Origin of the sequence: Phyllobacterium chamaecytisi (assembly GCF_020164455.1) — a bacterium.
GTDB classification, from domain to species: Bacteria; Pseudomonadota; Alphaproteobacteria; order Rhizobiales; family Rhizobiaceae; genus Phyllobacterium; species Phyllobacterium chamaecytisi.
This window is the reverse complement of the sequence record NZ_JAIQWW010000007.1, coordinates 34,983-53,071: the sequence shown is the minus strand read 5'-3', so window position 1 is coordinate 53,071 and position 18,089 is coordinate 34,983. Positions and strand designations below refer to the sequence as shown.

General features: G+C 56.1%; 16 protein-coding genes. 10 read left to right on the top strand and 6 right to left on the bottom strand.

The window, feature by feature from the left end; all coding sequences use genetic code 11:
• Nucleotide 1 precedes the first annotated feature (1 nt).
• From cobW to cobM, 6 genes are all read left to right on the top strand, one after another.
• The gene (gene cobW, locus LB462_RS12585) at nt 2-1,054 is read left to right on the top strand and encodes a cobalamin biosynthesis protein CobW (protein ID WP_224508352.1); all 1,053 of its coding nucleotides are present in this window, start codon (nt 2-4) and stop codon (nt 1,052-1,054) included.
• Nucleotides 1,055-1,065: 11 nt separating this feature from the next.
• Complete coding sequence (gene cobN, locus LB462_RS12580; protein WP_224508349.1) at nt 1,066-4,794, top strand: cobaltochelatase subunit CobN; 3,729 nt, start codon at nt 1,066-1,068, stop codon at nt 4,792-4,794.
• 26 nt (nt 4,795-4,820) lie between these two features.
• Nucleotides 4,821-5,459 (top strand): cob(I)yrinic acid a,c-diamide adenosyltransferase, encoded by a 639-nt coding sequence (cobO, locus tag LB462_RS12575; protein ID WP_114428738.1) that lies wholly within the window; start codon nt 4,821-4,823, stop codon nt 5,457-5,459.
• Between the two features lie 88 nt (nt 5,460-5,547).
• On the top strand, nt 5,548-5,979 hold the full coding sequence (locus tag LB462_RS12570; RefSeq protein WP_112528650.1) for a tellurite resistance TerB family protein: 432 nt from the start codon (nt 5,548-5,550) through the stop codon (nt 5,977-5,979).
• Entirely contained in the window at nt 5,976-6,368 is a 393-nt protein-coding gene (locus tag LB462_RS12565) for a cobalamin biosynthesis protein (protein ID WP_224508347.1), read from the top strand. Before LB462_RS12570 ends, LB462_RS12565 begins: the two co-directional genes overlap by 4 nt.
• A 3-nt stretch (nt 6,369-6,371) precedes the next feature.
• On the top strand, nt 6,372-7,133 hold the full coding sequence (cobM, locus tag LB462_RS12560; RefSeq protein ID WP_224508345.1) for a precorrin-4 C(11)-methyltransferase: 762 nt from the start codon (nt 6,372-6,374) through the stop codon (nt 7,131-7,133).
• Here cobM and LB462_RS12555 read toward each other — a convergent pair.
• Together LB462_RS12555 and LB462_RS12550 are read right to left on the bottom strand one after the other, a co-directional pair.
• A complete protein-coding gene (locus LB462_RS12555; protein WP_112528644.1) occupies nt 7,125-7,871 on the bottom strand; it encodes a cobalt-precorrin-6A reductase in 747 nt (248 codons plus the stop codon). The two genes, cobM and LB462_RS12555, sit on opposite strands and share 9 nt — an antisense overlap.
• Nucleotides 7,864-8,979 carry a cobalt-precorrin-5B (C(1))-methyltransferase gene (locus LB462_RS12550; protein WP_224508736.1) on the bottom strand — a complete coding sequence of 372 codons (1,116 nt, stop codon included), beginning with the start codon at nt 8,977-8,979 and terminating at the stop codon, nt 7,864-7,866. The genes LB462_RS12555 and LB462_RS12550 overlap by 8 nt, the downstream gene beginning before the upstream one ends.
• Before the next feature lie 104 nt (nt 8,980-9,083).
• On the opposite strand from LB462_RS12550, the gene cobA reads away from it, so the two are divergent.
• From cobA to cbiB, 4 genes are read left to right on the top strand one after another with little or no spacing between them, the layout of a single operon-like run.
• Complete coding sequence (cobA, locus tag LB462_RS12545) at nt 9,084-9,923, top strand: uroporphyrinogen-III C-methyltransferase (RefSeq protein ID WP_224508343.1); 840 nt, start codon at nt 9,084-9,086, stop codon at nt 9,921-9,923.
• On the top strand, nt 9,920-11,218 hold the full coding sequence (locus LB462_RS12540; RefSeq protein WP_224508341.1) for a cobyrinic acid a,c-diamide synthase CobB: 1,299 nt from the start codon (nt 9,920-9,922) through the stop codon (nt 11,216-11,218). Before cobA ends, LB462_RS12540 begins: the two co-directional genes overlap by 4 nt.
• Nucleotides 11,218-12,231 (top strand): threonine-phosphate decarboxylase CobD, encoded by a 1,014-nt coding sequence (gene cobD / locus LB462_RS12535; protein WP_224508339.1) that lies wholly within the window; start codon nt 11,218-11,220, stop codon nt 12,229-12,231. Before LB462_RS12540 ends, cobD begins: the two co-directional genes overlap by 1 nt.
• Before the next feature lie 28 nt (nt 12,232-12,259).
• Nucleotides 12,260-13,240 carry an adenosylcobinamide-phosphate synthase CbiB gene (cbiB, locus tag LB462_RS12530; protein WP_224508337.1) on the top strand — a complete coding sequence of 327 codons (981 nt, stop codon included), beginning with the start codon at nt 12,260-12,262 and terminating at the stop codon, nt 13,238-13,240.
• A 6-nt stretch (nt 13,241-13,246) separates the two neighbouring features.
• Here cbiB and LB462_RS12525 read toward each other — a convergent pair whose 3' ends face one another.
• The 4 genes from LB462_RS12525 to LB462_RS12510 are packed head-to-tail and all read right to left on the bottom strand — an operon-like array spanning nt 13,247 to nt 17,814.
• Complete coding sequence (locus LB462_RS12525) at nt 13,247-14,068, bottom strand: ABC transporter permease (RefSeq protein ID WP_224508335.1); 822 nt, start codon at nt 14,066-14,068, stop codon at nt 13,247-13,249.
• The gene (locus LB462_RS12520; RefSeq protein WP_224508333.1) at nt 14,065-15,012 is read right to left on the bottom strand and encodes an ABC transporter permease; all 948 of its coding nucleotides are present in this window, start codon (nt 15,010-15,012) and stop codon (nt 14,065-14,067) included. Before LB462_RS12520 ends, LB462_RS12525 begins: the two co-directional genes overlap by 4 nt.
• Nucleotides 15,013-15,034: 22 nt before the next feature.
• The gene (locus LB462_RS12515; protein ID WP_224508332.1) at nt 15,035-16,516 is read right to left on the bottom strand and encodes an ABC transporter substrate-binding protein; all 1,482 of its coding nucleotides are present in this window, start codon (nt 16,514-16,516) and stop codon (nt 15,035-15,037) included.
• A gap of 26 nt (nt 16,517-16,542) precedes the next feature.
• The gene (locus LB462_RS12510; protein WP_224508330.1) at nt 16,543-17,814 is read right to left on the bottom strand and encodes an acetylornithine deacetylase/succinyl-diaminopimelate desuccinylase family protein; all 1,272 of its coding nucleotides are present in this window, start codon (nt 17,812-17,814) and stop codon (nt 16,543-16,545) included.
• Nucleotides 17,815-18,089 lie beyond the last annotated feature (275 nt).

Below are 18,089 nucleotides of genomic sequence, written 5' to 3'. Positions count from 1 at the left end.
CATGCAGGGTCAAAAGATTCCGGCAACCGTCATCACCGGCTTTCTCGGTTCTGGAAAAACGACGATGATCCGCAACCTCCTTGAAAATGCCAACGGCAAGCGCATTGCGTTGATCATCAACGAATTTGGCGATCTTGGCGTTGACGGCAACCTGCTCAAAGGTTGTGGGATCGAGGCGTGCCGCGACGAGGATATGATCGAACTGAACAATGGCTGCATCTGCTGCACCGTTGCCGATGATTTCATTCCGACCATGACCAAGCTTTTGGATCGGCCGGATCGCTTCGATCACATCGTCATCGAGACCTCGGGGTTGGCCCTGCCGCAGCCACTGGTTGCCGCGTTCAATTGGCCGGAGATCAAGACACAAGTGACTGTCGATGGTGTGGTGACTGTCATTGACGCAGCCGCGGTTTCGGAGGGACGTTTTGCCGACGATCATGACAAGGTCGACGCGCAACGCGAACAGGATGAATCGCTTGATCATGACAGTCCGCTGGAAGAGCTGTTCGAAGACCAGATCCGTGCTGCCGATCTAATCATCCTCAACAAGTCCGATCTTATCAGCGATGCCGAGCTGACGAGTGTTCGCAGCCATGTGCAGAGCCGCTCCTCGCGCTCGCTGAATATGGTTTCGGCAAGCTACGGCAAGCTTAGCAATGAATTGCTGCTCGGCCTTGGTGTCGGCACCGAGGAAGACATCGCCAATCGCCAGTCGCATCACGAGATGGAGCATGCGGCAGGCGAAGCGCACGATCATGATGAGTTCGAGAGCTTCGTCGTCGGACTTGGTCCAGTGGTGGAGCCGAAATCATTTGTCGAAAAGCTCAAAGCAGTGATTGCCGATCATGACGTCTTGCGGCTCAAAGGCTTCGTCGATGTTCCCGGCAAGCCGATGCGTCTGGTAATTCAGGCCGTCGGTTCACGTATCGAATATTACTTCGATCGCAGTTGGAACCCCGGCGAAGAGCGTCAGACGCGGCTCGTCGTGATTGGTTTGCACGATATCGATACGGCGGCCATCTCAACGGCAATGAACGCTGCCGCGGCCTGATAGGAAACTGAATGCATCTCCTGCTTGCCCAGAAAGGCACGATCGCTGAAGGCGCCGAGGCCATAGACCTTGGCCAGACGCCGGGAGATGTGTTGTTTCTTTCCGCTGCCGATACGGAACTGGCAAGCCTTAGCTCTGCCCGGCGACAAAACGACGTCGTATCGTTACGTCTTGCCAATATGATGGCCCTGGCGCATCCCATGTCCGTTGATGCTTATGTCGAGCGCACAGCGCGTCACGCAAAGCTTATTGTTGTGCGGATTATCGGCGGCGAAAGCTATTGGCCTTACGGGCTGGAAGCGTTGCATGCTTGCGCGATCAATCACAAGGTACAGCTTGCGGTGCTGCCAGGTGACGATAAGCCGGACCCGGGGCTGGACCGGTTTTCCACGATTTCACGACAGGATCGCGATGCGCTCTGGCACTATCTGCTGGAGGGTGGCGCGCAGAACGCCCTACGTTTCCTCGATTATTGTGGATCACTGATCGACGGCAAGGATAAGCCGCAGGAAGCAGCGCCGCTTTTGAAAGCCGGGTTGTGGTGGCCGGGCAGCGCCGCGCCATCGCTGGAAGAATTGCGTGGACAATGGCAGGATAATGCATCGGTCGTTGCCATCTGTTTTTACCGCGCACTGGTGCAGAGCGGGCAGACACAGCCGGTCGAAGCTTTGATCGATGCGCTGAAAGCCAAGGGGCTCAACCCTTTACCGGTGTTCGTTTCCAGCCTGAAAGATCCGGTGTCTGTGGCGACGCTAGAGAGCATTTTCGCCGAGGCGCCGCCTTCTGTCGTGCTCAATTCGACTGGCTTTGCCGTTTCCGCGCCGGGCAGCGCACGCAAAGCTACCGTGCTCGAACACGACGGCGCCGTGGTGCTGCAGGTCATCTTTTCCGGATCAAGCATCGAACAATGGCGCGGCTCCGATCAGGGATTGTCAGCCCGCGACCTAGCAATGAATGTGGCACTACCGGAGGTCGACGGACGTGTCCTTTCGCGCGCCGTGTCATTCAAATCCGCACGGCACTATGACGAGAGCACCCAAGCCAATATCGTAACGCACGAGCCATTGGCCAATCGCGTTGAGTTCGTTGTGGCGCTGGCAGCCAACTGGGCGCGGCTTCGTGCTGCGAAGACTGCTTCGCGCCGTGTTGCGCTGATCATGGCCAACTATCCTAATCGCGACGGCCGGCTTGGCAATGGTGTGGGTTTGGATACGCCTGCGGGTACCTGGCATATCCTGCATGCGATGCGCGAGCAGGGCTATCCGGTTGCCAGCGTACCAACCGACGGCGACGCGCTGATCAATCATATGATGGCGGGCCCGACCAACGCAGCCCTCGATGGACGGGAAATCCGCGAAACCATTTCCTTGAATCAATACAGAAGCTTCTTCGAAAAGCTTCCGCAATCGATTCAAGACGTTGTTACCTCGCGCTGGGGGCAGCCGGAGGCCGATCCGTACTTCATGGAGCATGCCGAGACGTTCGCCCTGCCGTTGGCGCGCTTCGGCAAAACGCTCGTCGGCATTCAGCCGGCGCGCGGCTATAACATCGATCCGAAAGAAACCTACCATTCGCCTGACCTTGTGCCGCCGCATGGCTATCTCGCGTTCTACGCCTATCTGCGCGAGGTCTATGGCGCACACGCCATTGTGCATGTCGGCAAGCACGGCAATCTCGAATGGCTGCCGGGTAAATCTCTAGCGCTGTCGGAAAACTGCTGCCCGGAAGCAGTGCTTGGCCCGATCCCGCATATTTATCCCTTCATCGTCAATGATCCGGGTGAGGGGACCCAGGCCAAGCGCCGCTCTTCGGCCGTCATCATCGATCATCTGACGCCGCCGCTCACCCGCGCCGAGAGCTATGGTCCGCTCAAAGACCTCGAAGCGCTGGTGGACGAATATTACGAGGCATCCGGCGTCGATCCGCGCCGTCTTGTGCGTCTTAAGGCGCAAATCCTCGATCTGGTGCGCGATATCGGGCTCGATAGCGATGCCGGCATTCACGATCATGACCCGGACGATCTCGCTCTGCAGAAACTCGATGCGTATCTTTGCGATTTGAAGGAAATGCAAATCCGCGATGGCCTGCATGTTTTTGGACGATCGCCGGAAGGGCGTCTGCTGACCGATCTCGTGGTTGCGCTGGCGCGCGTGCCACGCGGAGCCAGCCATGGCGCCGATCAGAGCCTGCAGCGGGCGATTGCGCTCGATCTTGGGCTGGAGGGCTTCGACCCGCTGGATTGTGAGATGGCCAAGCCATGGGACGGGCCTCGCCCCGATATCTTGCAAGCTATTTCGGATGAGCCTTGGCGCATCGCCGGCGATACCGTCGAACGTGTCGAGCTGCTGGCCGCCAAATTGGTGGCCGGAGAGGTGGACTGCCCTCCGGATTGGGTAGCGACAATTGCCGTACTTGACGGCATCCGCACCAACTTGCGTTCTGCTGTTACCGCTTGCGGCGATGCCGAGATGAATGCGTTGCTGGCGGCGCTGAACGGACGTTTCGTTGCGCCGGGGCCGTCGGGAGCACCAACTCGCGGGCGCCCGGATGTCTTGCCGACAGGGCGAAACTTCTTTTCTGTCGATACCCGCGCCGTACCAACGCCTGCCGCATGGGAACTCGGACAAAAATCCGCCGAGCTTCTGATCCGACGCTACACGCAGGATCATGGCGAATGGCCGACCTCATTCGGCCTTACGGCCTGGGGCACGTCGAATATGCGCACCGGCGGCGACGATATTGCGCAAGCGCTGGCACTGATCGGTGTCAAGCCGGTGTGGGATATGGCCTCGCGCCGGGTTACCGGTTACGAAATCATCCCGACCGCCATGCTTGGTCGCCCACGCGTCGATGTAACCTTGAGAATTTCGGGGTTCTTCCGTGATGCATTTCCAGACCAGATAGCGCTGTTCGACACGGCAGTGCGGGCAGTGGGCGCTTTGGATGAAGATGCCGAGGATAATCCTATCGCCGCACGCATGCGCAGCGAGCAGGCGCGGCTCATTGGAGAAGGCACAGAAGAAAAGCTGGCCAGACAACGCGCCGGTTTTCGCGTATTCGGCTCCAAGCCGGGTGCCTATGGTGCTGGCCTGCAAGCACTCATGGACGAAAACGACTGGACAAAGCGCGACGATCTGGCCGAAGCTTGGCTCGTCTGGGGCGGCTATGCCTATGGTGCGGGCGTCGAGGGCAATGCTGAGCGGGGCTTGCTCGAAGAACGGCTGCGGGACGTCAACGCCGTCGTGCAAAATCAGGACAACCGCGAGCACGATCTGCTCGATTCCGACGATTACTACCAGTTCGAAGGCGGTATGTCGGCGGCGGTGGAACTTGTCTCGGGCGAGCGCCCTGCCATCTACCACAATGACCATTCACGTCCGGAAAAACCCGTTATCCGCACGCTTGAAGAAGAAATCGCCCGTACGGTTCGTGGCCGCGTGACCAACCCGAAATGGATTACTGGCGTGATGCGCCATGGCTATAAGGGCGCATTCGAGATGGCGGCGACCGTGGATTATCTTTTTGCCTTCGCGGCTACCACCGGCGCTGTCGGCAACCACCATTTTGAAGCCGTCTATCAGGCATTTCTGGTAGACGAAGACGTGCGGAATTTTCTGGCCGAGAAGAACCCGCATGCCTTGCGTGATATTGCGGAAAAGTTGGAACAGGCGGTCACGCGCGACTTCTGGAGGCCGCGTTCCAACTCGGCGCGCTACGATTTAAGCAAACTTGCCGCTTGATAATTTGATTCGGAAGGGAAAGCCAAATGGCTGAAAAGTCACAAAAATTGCAGAATTTGACCGAAGCGGAAATCAATGAGCGGCACGCCGACAAGATGCGCAAGAAGAAAGCGGTGCGCGACAAAATTCTGGCAACAAAGACCGACGAAAAAGGTCTGGTGATCGTCAATACGGGTAAAGGAAAAGGCAAATCCACGGCCGGCTTCGGCGTTGTGTTCCGGGCGCTCGGCCATGGCATGAAGATCGGCGTCGTCCAGTTCGTCAAGGGATCATGGGATACGGGCGAACGTTGGGTTCTGGAGAAATTCCCCGAGCAGGTGACGATTTCCGCCATGGGCGAGGGATTTACGTGGGAAACGCAGGATCGTGCCCGCGATATCGCCATGGCGCGCGATGCGTGGGAACAGGCCAAGATGATGATCCTCGACGACGAAACCGAGTTGGTGCTCTGCGACGAACTGAACATTGCCCTGCGTTATGACTATCTACCGGTCGATGAAATCATCGAAGTTCTGAAGCAGAAGCCGCATATGAAACATGTGATCATCACTGGCCGTAACGCCAAGGATGAGCTCATCGAGTTTGCGGATCTTGTCACCGAGATGGAAATGATCAAGCATCCGTTCCGATCGGGCATCAAGGCTCAAAAGGGCATCGAATTTTAATTTTGTAGATGCTGGCCTGAGGCGTTTTCGCTACTTGAATTCGGCTGTCTGTACTGCAATCAATCAGTAGAGACAATTTGGGGGTAAAATGAGCGAAAGCATTTTTGATCGGATTGCGACATTTCTGGGTACGAAAAGTGCGGTGCAGAAGGTTGCCGATGACCCGGTGTTGACAGCAGAACTTTTGCTGCTGCTGCACATAGCATTGGCGGATGGAAAGACTGATAAAGCCGAATATGGCGCGATTCTGCGTGTCGCTTCGAATGATTTCGGAATTTCGCCTGAGGAGTTCGGAGAAGTCGCTGAATACCTCAAGGACTTCGGTTACGAGACCACAAGTACCCAAGCCGCGCTGGCCTTTGCGGACGTGTCGTTTGAACGTAAGGTTCAGTTGCTGCGCCATCTTTTGGCGATTGCGAATGCCGACGATGAATTGGATGCCAAGGAAGCCAATCTGATCCGCAAGACGGCCGATCTTTTGGGCGTGACACCGGAAGAATTGCACAAGAAGCACGTATGATTTCGTCAATCTATGCGCTGGGGGTGGGGTGCGAACGGGGATGTGCGCCCGACGAGCTCTTCGACCTCGTCAACAAGGTCTTGCAAAACGCGGCCATTGAGCCATCGAATCTAAGCGGCATACATTCGATAGACTTGCGACGTGGCGAGCCAGCAATTGTAGATGTGGCGTGGAAATTCAACCGCCCCGTTGGCTACTTCAGTGCTTCCATTCTGGAAGAACAGACACCGAGTTTGCTGAACCCGTCCGATCGCGTTTTTGCACTGATGGGATGTCACGGCGTGGCTGAAGCCGCCGCGCTTGCAGGTGTTGGACCGACAGGCGTATTGGTCGTTGGAAAAACAAAATCGGCTCATGCCACAGCAGCATTGGCTGTAACAAAGAGATAAAAAATGACGGTCCATTTTATTGGAGCAGGCCCCGGGGCCCCCGACCTTATTACTGTCCGCGGATTAAAACTGATTCAATCGTGTCCAGTCTGTTTGTATGCAGGATCATTGGTTCCAGTGGAGATGGTCGCGGAAGTGCCCGAAAACGCGCGCGTGGTCGATACATCGTCGCTCACGCTCGATGAGATCATTGCGGAGTTCGAGAAGGCCCACGCGGAAGGCAAGGATGTGGCGCGGGTTCATTCCGGCGATCCGTCGATATACGGTGCGGTGGCAGAGCAGATGCGGCGCCTCGATGCATTGGGTATCCACTATGATGTGACGCCCGGCGTCCCGGCATTTGCAGCGGCTGCTGCCGCCCTGAAGAAAGAGCTTACCGTTCCGGAAGTATGCCAGACGATCATCCTGACGCGTACTTCGATAAAATCATCCTCTATGCCGGAAGGCGAAGATCTGGCAACTCTTGGGAAATCGGGTGCGACGCTGGTTATCCACCTTTCGATCCGCAATCTGGCTCGTATCGAAACGGAACTTACCCCGCTTTATGGCGTTGATTGTCCTGTCATTGTTGCCTATCGCGTGGGCTGGCCGGACGAACAATTTATTCACGGAACCCTTGCCGATATTGCCGGCAAGGTAAAGATGTCAGGCTTGACTCGTTCAGCGATGGTTTTTGTTGGGCGCGGTCTAGCGGCAGATACTTTTCGGGATTCGGCTCTTTATCACAAGGGCCACACGCACTCGCTGCGTAGGCGTTCAGACTGAGCCAAAAAGTTTATCAACAAATAGAATGACGCTTTCGATATCGGCCACACTATGGGTGCTGGGGCGATGGGGACGATCAATCATGATCACAGGAATGCCGAGATCGCGCGCCGCTTTGATCTTGGTGTAGGACGCGGTCCCGCCGGAATTGCGGCAAACGATATGCGTGAGGCGTTTCGTCGTCAGGAAAGCAGTCTCGTCATCAACTTTGCCAGGCTTCGACAATTCCAGTTCGAAATCCACGAGATCAAGCGGCGCTTCAGGTGGATCTATCATTCGCACGACAAAATGCACGTCGCCGCGACGGGAAAATGGTGCGATGTGTTGTCGTCCAAGCGCGAGCAGCACACGTGCCTTTGCGGGGATGAGAGAAACCGCGTCTTCAAGTGAAGCCACAATCGACCAGCTATCGCCAGGTTTGGTGTGCCAAGCGGGGCGCTCCAGCCGAACGAAAGGCGTTTTCGTTGAAGCTGCTGCAAGGATGGCATTGTCGGAGATCTGCGTTGCGAAAGGGTGTGTTGCGTCGATGAGCAGAGATATTTCCTGTTTCACGATATACGCAATCAGGCCTCTTGCACCACCAAAACCGCCGATACGAACTTCGCCCTTGAGTGTTGCCGGATTAAGCGTACGTCCCGCCAAAGATGAAATCACGCGGTGACCCTGCGCGGCGAGACGAGACGCGAGTTTTGATGCCTCGGCAGTGCCACCCAGAATGAGAATTGGACCATTAGACACGGGAGAGAACTGTACCCTTGCGATCGGTAACGATGACCTCTACTTCGACCGGGGCGCCCTTGAGTGTGGCAAGAGCTGTTTGCCGGGCCCGTGTGGCAATAAGACTGGCGAGATCAATTCCCATAGATTGTGTCAATTCAAGCACTTCCTGCGCAGTGTTGGCATTCAGAATCCGCTCCCTCACACTTGGATCGAGCCCCAGCTTTTCAGCTTCATCAGCAAGAAAAGTCATGCTGACCTGGCTGCGACCAGAGTGAAGATCGAGCGCGCCCTGTGCCAGTTTTGTCAGCTTTGCAAAGCCGCCGGCGATTGTCAGCCGATCGATTGGATGAACGCGCAGGTATTTCAGCAAACCGCCGGCGAAATCGCCCATGTCAAGAAGCGCAATCTCCGGCAGATGATAAATGGCTTGCGCCGCATCCTCGGAGGTGGATCCGGTTGCGGCGAGAACATGCTTGAGACCTGCTGCACGTGATACATCAATGCCGCGGTGGATCGAGTGTATCCAAGCCGCGCAAGAGAAGGGGTGAACGATGCCAGTGGTTCCCAGTATCGAAATACCGCCGACAATGCCGAGGCGCGGGTTCCAGGTTTTCTTGGCCAACTCTTCGCCCTCAGGCACAGAGATTGTGATGACGATATCTGCTGGAAGATCATACTGCGCACAGATTTCCTCACAAATCCGGCTCATCATTTCGCGAGGAACGGGATTGATTGCCGCTTCTCCGGGAGGAATCGGCAAGCCTGGCAGGGTGACCGTGCCAACGCCTTCGCCTGCGACAAACTGTATGCCGCTTCCGGGCGGTGCGGGAAACACCGTCGAGATTATCGTGGCACCATGCGTGACATCGGGATCATCGCCGGCATCTTTGACGATGCCTGCCATTGCATAACCATCGCCGATCGATTCGATCGCCAGCTGGAAGTGTGGAACTTCGCCCTTAGGCAGAATGATCGCTACGGGATCGGGAAATTCGCCTGTGATCAACGCGATCAATGCCGCCTTGGTCGCAGCGGTTGCACAAGCACCTGTAGTCCAGCCGCGGCGCAAGGGCCGTTCGCTCGTCTCGTCGGGTTTCCGCTGTCCTGCATCGGATTCGTCGCTCATGCGGGTCTTATAGACCAGCTTCTGCACCCGTTGCATGATTTTTCCGATAAGTTCATGCTTACGGCCAGAAAAATTGTGCTATGCGCAAAAGATCGGAACGAGCGATGAGCGCGATGAATTCGAAACTGCCAGTTTTTGAAACCGGACACGTATGGCTGGTAGGAGCAGGGCCCGGTGATGCTGGCCTGTTGACTCTACACGCTGTCAACGGGCTCGAACAAGCCGACGTCATCGTCTACGACGCTTTGGTTAATGAAGATTGCCTGTCTTACGCTGGTCCCGGAGCAGTGTTGGAGTATGCCGGCAAACGGGGCGGGAAACCATCTCCGCAACAACGCGATATATCGCTTCGACTGGTCGAACTCGCGAAGTCCGGCAAGCGAGTGCTGCGCTTGAAAGGCGGTGACCCTTTCGTTTTCGGAAGAGGCGGTGAGGAAGCGTTGACCTTGGTTGAACATCAAGTGCCATTCCGGATTATCCCCGGCATTACGGCCGGGATCGGTGGTCTTGCCTACGCGGGTATCCCCGTCACTCACCGCGAAACCAACCAAAGTGTTACCTTCCTGACCGGACATGATGCTACCGGCCTCGTTCCCGATTCGATGGACTGGAATAGTATCGCCAAGGGTTCTTCGGTCATCGTCATGTATATGGCAATGAAGCATATCGGACTGATTGCTTCGCGCCTGATTGCTGCTGGTCGCTCCAAGGACGAACCAATCGCTTTCGTCTGCAATGCCACCACGGGCCATCAGAAAGTGCTTGAGACAACGCTCGAGAGAGCGGAGGCTGATGTTCAACAGTCCGGCCTCCGCCCTCCCGCCATCGTGGTGGTGGGACAGGTTGTCCGCTTGCGTGCGGCACTCGACTGGCTCGGCGCGGCAGAAGGTCGTGTGCTTACGCAGGATCCGCTTGGAACCCGCCGGGAAAAGGATGCGGGATGAAAGGCATGATTGTTGCCGCTCCGTCGTCTGGCAGCGGCAAGACGACCGTCACGCTTGGATTGTTGCGCGCTCTTCGAAATCTCGGTGTGGAGATTGCGCCGGCAAAAGCCGGGCCCGATTACATCGACCCGGCTTATCACGCGGTGGCGAGCGGTAGTCCTTGCGTCAATCTCGATCCTTGGGCGATGCGGCCGGATTTGATCAGTGCATTGGCTGCGCGTCATACCGAAGGCAACAAGATGCTCGTGGTCGAAGGTATGATGGGCCTTTTCGATGGTGCCAGCGATGGGCGGGGGTCTGCCGCCGATCTTGCGACACATCTGTCGCTTCCGGTCATTTTTGTTGTCGACTGTGCGCGGCAATCGCATTCGATTGCCGCACTCGTTAGCGGTTTTCGAGATTTTCGCCGTGACGTGATGATTGCGGGCCTAATCCTCAATCGGGTCGGTAGTGTGCGCCATGAGACCATGCTTCGTTCGGCACTGGAGCCCGTTGGCATACCGGTTCTCGGCTGCTTGCCGCGTGACGAGGGGTTGCAATTGCCGGAACGGCATCTCGGGCTCGTACAGGCGGGTGAACATCTCGAACTTGAGGCTTTCATCACGAACGCAGGTAATATCATTGGCGACAGGATCGATCTCGATCAGATCCAGCAAATGGCCAATCGCTATGGTCCCACAGGATCGATGGCAAATGTATCCCGCATTCCGCCTCTCGGACAAAGGATAGCCGTTGCGCGTGACAACGCATTCGCATTTTCCTACTGGCATCTGCTGGACGGCTGGAGGCGGCGCGGCGCTGAGATAAGCTATTTTTCACCGCTTGCGGATGAAGCGCCGGCCGGAGACAGCGATGCAATCTATCTGCCCGGAGGTTATCCAGAACTTCACGCTGGGCGCCTTGCCCAGTCAGAGAACTTTGCCTCGGGTATGAAATCGGCTGCTGCCGACAAAATTGCGATATACGGCGAGTGTGGAGGATACATGGTGCTGGGCAGGAGCATCGAGGATGCTGCGGGCAAAGTGCATCCGATGCTCGGGCTCCTGCCTGTCGAAACAAGTTTTGCAAACCGGAGGATGCATCTCGGTTATCGCCGCCTCAAACCACTTGTGGCGGCTCCATTTCAGACAGAGCTTACGGGACACGAATTTCACTATGCCAGTATTGTCCGCGAGGGCGCCGCCGAACGGCTCTTCCGCGTTCGGGACGCACTGGGTGAAGATTTGGGCGAAGCCGGGCTGCGCGCCGGATCGGTGAGCGGCTCATACATGCACATAATTGATTTGGCGGAATAATGCAGATTGAACATGGAGGTGCGCTCGATCGCGCTGTGGAACGTTTCGGTGGCGCGCCATCCGACTGGATTGATCTTTCAACCGGTATCAATCCAGAAGTATTACCGCTGCCGCCGATTGGTCTTGAAATCTGGAATCGCTTGCCGGACGAAAAACTGCTCACGTCAACCCTTAACGCCGCCCGAAAATATTATGGCGCGGCGGCTGAGGCGGGAATCGTTGCAGCGCCAGGCACACAATCGCTTATTCAAATACTGCCTGTTATTGTGGCTGCAAAAGGCGAAGTCGCGATCGTCGGTCCGACCTATCAGGAGCACAGTGCATCATTTCTCAATGCAGGCTGGCGGATTTCGAATTGCGCGAGCATCGACGAGATTTTGCCAACTTCGAAGGTTGCGGTTGTGGCCAATCCGAACAATCCGGATGGACGAATTGTCTCAAGGGCATCTTTGCTTGAACTTGCTGGGCGAATGGAGAGCAGAGGTGGCGTCCTGATTGTCGATGAAGCTTTTGCCGATGCCCATCCAGAAGCAAGCATTGCAGACCACACAGGAATAAGTGGGCTGATTATCCTGAAATCTTTTGGCAAATTCTTCGGCTTGGGAGGGCTGCGATTGGGTTTTGCGTTGACGACGCACGATATTGCGCAGGCCCTCAAGCTTCGGCTGGGTCCGTGGGCGGTATCGGGTCCCGCCCTAACCATCGCATCCCATGCGTTTTCCGATGAAATCCTCCTTGCAGGTTTTGCGAAGCGGTTGAGGGCCCGTCGTGAGCTGCTTGGACGCGTCCTGGCAGAAGCGGGTCTTTTCCAAGTTGGTGGCACAATGCTGTTTTCGCTGGTGGAGTTTAAGCACGCTCGGCAGCTTCACGAAGCTCTATGCGAGCAACATGTGTTGACAAGAAAATTTGACTACGCGCCACAATGGTTGCGTTTTGGTCTGCCATTGGATGAGAATGTAGCTGAACGATTGCAGCAACGTCTTCGTATTGCGTTAAGTGCAATACCCAGCTGATTTTTGATTCAACAGGATCGAATTATTCATGGAAATCAATCTATTGATTCTGTTTCTTGCCTTGCTTGCCGATCGAACTTTCGGCGATCCTGATGGGTTGTGGCGGAAAATCCCCCATCCTGTCGCTCTATTTGGCAAAGCGATCGAGCTGGCCGACAAACAGCTCAACAAGGCTAGCGATTCGGACGATGAAAGACGGCGTGATGGTTTCCTCGCGATGCTGGGTTTGTTGGTGCTGGCAGCGTTCATTGGTTTTCTCATGCATCTCGCGCTGCAGACGATTCAGCCCTTTGGCGGTTTGATCGAAGCGCTGATTGTTGCGATATTTCTGGCGCAGAAGAGCCTCGGCGAACATGTCGAGCGTGTCGCGATAGCCTTGCGCGAGGAAGGTATCGTTGGTGCCCGCCGCGCCGTCTCGATGATTGTCGGACGTGACCCCGAAGTACTCGATGATGCTGCGGTAAGCCGCGCCGCCATCGAAAGTCTTGCTGAAAATACTTCCGATGGCATTATCGCGCCGGCATTTTGGTATGCACTGCTGGGGCTTCCCGGGCTTTTTGCCTACAAGATGTTAAATACGGCAGATTCGATGATCGGGCATTTGAATGATCGTTACCGTGATTTTGGGCGGTTCGCGGCCAAATTCGATGACGTTGCCAACTGGATACCCGCAAGACTAACAGGTCTTCTGATCGCGGCAGCAGCCTGGGTCGTGCATGGCTATGATGCAGCGCTTCGCTCGTTCAATGTGATGATGCGCGATGCGCGGCTGCACCGCTCGCCCAACGCAGGGTGGCCCGAGGCGGCGATGGCGGGGGCGATCGAAGTGGCACTTGCGGGCCCTCGCGTCTATGGCGGCGTGATGGCGAACGAACCGATGCTGAACGGTGCAGGGCGCCGCGATGCCGGAGCCGAGAACATCGAGGACGCGCTTAACATTTTCAGCGTGACAACCGGAATTTTTACAGCCGCAATCCTGGCTCTGTTTCTGCTCGGGTTGCTCTTGTAACGGCTATCACTGAAATCTTGGGTCAAGCACATCGCGCAAACCATCGCCGAGCAAATTAAGCCCGAGAACTGTGATGACAATCGCGAGACCGGGAAACAGCGCCATGTGCGGTGCCAAGCCAATCATAGTCTGGGCTTCGAACAGCATTCTACCCCAGCTCGGCATCGGAGGTTGTGAACCCAGTCCAACATAAGAAAGACCTGCTTCTGCGAGGATGCCGAGCGAAAACTGGATGGTTGCTTGCACGATTAAAAGAGACGCGAGATTTGGCAATATGTGGTCACGCGTAATGCGGGCCGGGCTTTTACCAATAGCGCCCGCCGCTATCACAAACTCGCGCGACCACAGGGAGAGGGCAGCGGCACGGGCGACGCGCGCAAAAACCGGAATATTGAAAATGCCGATCGCGATAATTGCGTTGATCGCGCCCGGGCCGAAGACTGCCGTGATCATGACAGCCGAGAGCAATGCCGGAAAGGCGAAGACAAGATCGTTGAAGCGCATCAGAACCTCATCGACAAAACCACCGGTTGCAGCACCCCACAGGCCAAGCGGCACGCCAATGCCAGCGCCAATTGCCACGGAAACAGACGCTACGGCGATGGAATTACGGCTTCCAACCATGATCATCGACAGAATGTCACGACCAAAATGATCTGTGCCGAGCCAATGCGCTGCGGATGGCGGCTTTAGCTTGCCCGCGATATCGAAGGCTCCCACCGGATAGGGCGTCCAGACGAATGATAGCAATGCCACTAGCGCGATCAGGCTCGTGACGATGAGGCCGACGCAAAAGGATCTGTTCGCCAGTACCTTGCCGATGCTCATGAACGGCCCCGCAAACGGGGATCTACTATGGCGTAGGAAAGATCGACCAGCAGATTGACAAGGACGAGGGTAGCAATGAGCAGCATGACGACGCCCTCCACCACGATCAGATCCCGCTGGGTGATTGCCTGGAATACCAAACGACCAAGGCCCGGCAGATAGAATACGTTTTCAATGATGATCGTACCGGCAAGCAGGAATGCGAATTGCAACCCAAGAATGGTTAGGACGGGGATAAGAGCATTGCGCAACGCGTGACGGTATAAAACCTGCCGCCTGCTCAAACCCTTGGCGCGAGCCGTGCGAATATAATCCTCACCGAGTACTTCCAGCAGAGCAGAGCGGGTGATGCGGGCAAGGATCGCGGCTTGAGGGAGAGCAAGTGCAATAGACGGCAGTATCAGTGATTTAAGGCTCACACCGAAGCCTGCGCCCCAGCCCGGGAAGCCGCCGGCCGGAACGAGCCTCAACGTCACTGCGAATAGATAGACCAGGAGGAGGGCGAACCAAAAATTTGGTATCGCTACACCCACCTGCGCAACTCCCATGGCTAGCGTATCGGAGAACTTGCCGCGTTTTGACGCGGCAAAAATGCCGACAGGAAGTGCGATCAACGTGGATAATGCCAACGAGATCACAGCGAGCGGCAATGAAACAGCAACCCGCTCCTTGATGAGGTCAAACACGGGAACCGAATACGTATAGGATTTGCCAAGGTCTCCGGTCAGCAGCCCGCCGAGCCAGCTGAAATATCGTATAGCGAGCGGTTGATTGAGACCCATCTGCTCTTGCAGATTGTGGACGGCATCTTCGGTGGCATTCATCCCCAGCATCAGTCGAGCGGGGTCACCCGGTACGATTTCAAGCATCGCAAAAACAACAAGCGACGCGGCGAGAAGCGTGAGGATGGCGATCAACGCTCGCTTCGTGGCATAGCTCAACATCGAATGGGCGCACCAGACCGCATTAGTCCAGCCACTTCACAGAGGTTAAATCATTGGCCTGAATCGGTCCATTTTCCCATAGCCCCTCAATCTTTGCGTCCCAGATGCCGGTTTTGGGCAGCTGAAACAGGAACGCCGCAGGTACGTCTTTTGCAAGCAATTTTTGCGCCTGCTGGTAAAGTCCGGTGCGTTCGGCGCCATCGGATGTGGCGTCTATTTGTTTGATCAGATCCTTGAAGGCCGGACTGTCATAATTGAAATAATAGTCGTCGCGGGAAAAAATATTCAGGTCGTTCGGCTCGGTATGAGAGACGATCGTCATGTCATAGTCTTTATTCTTGAAGACCTGATCCAGCCATTGCGCCCATTCCACCGGAATAATTTCCGCCTCGATGCCGATTTCACGCAGTTCGGCTGCGATAATTTCACCGCCGCGCCGGGCGTAGGTGGGTGGCGGAAGTTTCAGCGTTGTCTTGAAGCCGTCAGGATGACCGGCCTCCGCCATTAGCTTCTTCGCAAGTTCCGGATCGTAAGCAGTTTCCGCTGTCAGATCGATGTAGGCGGGGTGATGGGGCGGAAAGAATGATCCGATGGGCGTGCCAAACCCGAACATCGCGCCATCGATCAACGACTTCCGATCAATGGCGTGGGTGATGGCCTGACGGACCTTTGGATTGTCAAAGGGCGGCTTCTTGTTATTCATGCCGAGAACCGTCTCTCCTTCGGTCGTGCCGATGACAACCTTAAAACGGGGATCAGCCTGGAACTGCGAGATGGTTTCATAACTCGGAAAAACGGGAAAAGCCTGGACGTCACCCGCCAAGAGCGCCGCCGTTGCGGCAGCCGGATCTGGGATGACCCGGAATGTGGCTTTGTCGAGCAATGCTGGTTTTCCCCAATAATCGGCATTTTTCGTAATGACAATCTGGGAGCCCTTAGCCCAGCTGTCGAATTTGAATGGGCCGGTTCCAACAGGCTTGTCCTTGTTAGTCCCGGCGCTTTCAGGCGCCACGATGACCGCATCGCCCCAGCCCATATTGTAGAGGAAGTCACCGCTCGGCTGTTTCAGAGCCACCTTGACTGTTAGTGGATCAACAACGTTGACAGTATCGATGGCTGAAAACAGACCCTTTTGTGCGTTGGTGGATTTGTCGCCACGAGCACGATCGAGCGAAAATTTGACATCATCGGCGTCGAACGCTGTGCCATCGTGAAATTTGACGTCCTTGTGCAACTTGAACGTATAGACCTTGCCGTCGTCCGATTGTGTCCAGCTTTCGGCGAGGGCGGGGAGGACGTTCCCCTTTGGACCAATGCGTGTCAGCCCCTCGAAGATATTCGCATAGACGATCTCGTCGATGGCTGCCGCGGCGCCCGCGGTCGGATCGAGGTGCGGAGGTTCCAAAACGATGCCGAGGACAAGGTCGGTCTTCGCGGCATAGGATGCTGAGGACATCACCAAGCTTATTGCCACACAGGCGACGGCTAACTTCCACGATTTCATCCAGTAACTCTCCAGCTTTTTGGCAATCAGGCCGATCCCGACAGTAGCACCTTCAAACCGAGCGCCATGACGTTGGCGGATTCGATCATGTCTTCGATGCCGACATATTCATCCGGCCGATGTGCGAGGTCCAGTATGCCCGGGCCGTAGGCTATGCAGTCGTGCAGTAGCCCGATGCGTGCAATGTGTTTTTGATCGTAAGTACCGGGTGAGATCACGTACTGCGGTTCCCGGCCAAAAACTGACCGGATTCCCTCGGCAACTGCGGTGACGACAGGCGCATCGCGCTTGGTCATCAACGGTTGCACTTCCATGATGTCGCGAATGCTGTAGTGAAATTTGGGGCGCTCCCACTGCAGCCTGTCAAGGATCGAAACGACCTCGCGTTTAACCTCAGTGATGTCTTCCTCGAGCAGGAAACGGCGATCGATGGTCAGGCGGCAGCTATCGGACACGTTGGGCGAGGGCAATCCAGAATAGTCGTCAGTCTGTCCGCCATGGATGGAGTTGATATTCATGGTGGATCGCCGCGCACCATCGGGAACCACTGGCATCGAGGTTTGCTTGTTGTCCAGGGCGGGGAAAAGTTCCTTTTCGAACGCTTCAAGGACCGCTCCCATATGGCGAATGGCGCAATCGCCAAGAAATGGCATCGACCCGTGGGCGATTTCTCCCTTGGTTTCGATTTCTGCCCACCAGACGCCGCGATGACCGAGACAGATGCGGTCCTTGTTGAGTGGTTCCGGAATGATGACGTGATCGACGCGGGGCTTCGAGAAGAAGCCTTTGCTGGCGAGATAGGCAACACCGCCGAAGCCACCGGATTCCTCATCTACCGTGCCGGATATTTCTATGGCGCCAGCGAAGTCCGGATAGACCTCGATAAATGCTTCCGCTGCAATGATTGAAGCGGCGAGTCCACCCTTCATGTCGCACGCGCCGCGGCCATAAATCTTGCTGTCCTTGATGACGCCTTCGAACGGATCAACGGTCCAGCCTTCACCCGTTTCCACGACGTCGATATGGGAATTGAAGTGCACGGTCTGGCCATGGGTGCGACCATCAAAGCGGGCGACGACATTGGTGCGCGGGTAGCGGTCCGTGTCGCCAGGCGTCCCTTCACCGCGGATCAACTGGGTCTCGAAGCCGATCAGCTGCAACCGCTTCGCGAGAAATTCTGCGCAGGGCGTATAGGCCTCGCCGGGCGGGTTGATCGTGGGGAAACGGATGAGATCGCGCGTCAGCGCTATCAGGTCATCACGCCGTTTCTCAATGGCACGGGAGAGCTTGTCATCCATGCCTTATCAAATCAGCACCACTCCCGATTTGGCAAGTAGCAACTTGTTGTCTGACGACAGTTGAACGCTCCAACCTTTGAGAAACTTGGCCAAGGGCAAATTTGGGGCTCTGGTTGTAACTTTACAAATGAAATACTGGTGACGATACAAGCGCAACTATAACACTGAAAGCACCGGGCTATTTGAAAGTAAATTGCGCCCTTATGCAGGTTTGTCGCACCCGCTTGAACTACATTTTGGTGAGGGCCATCTTTTAGTCGCCGCAATATAGCGGT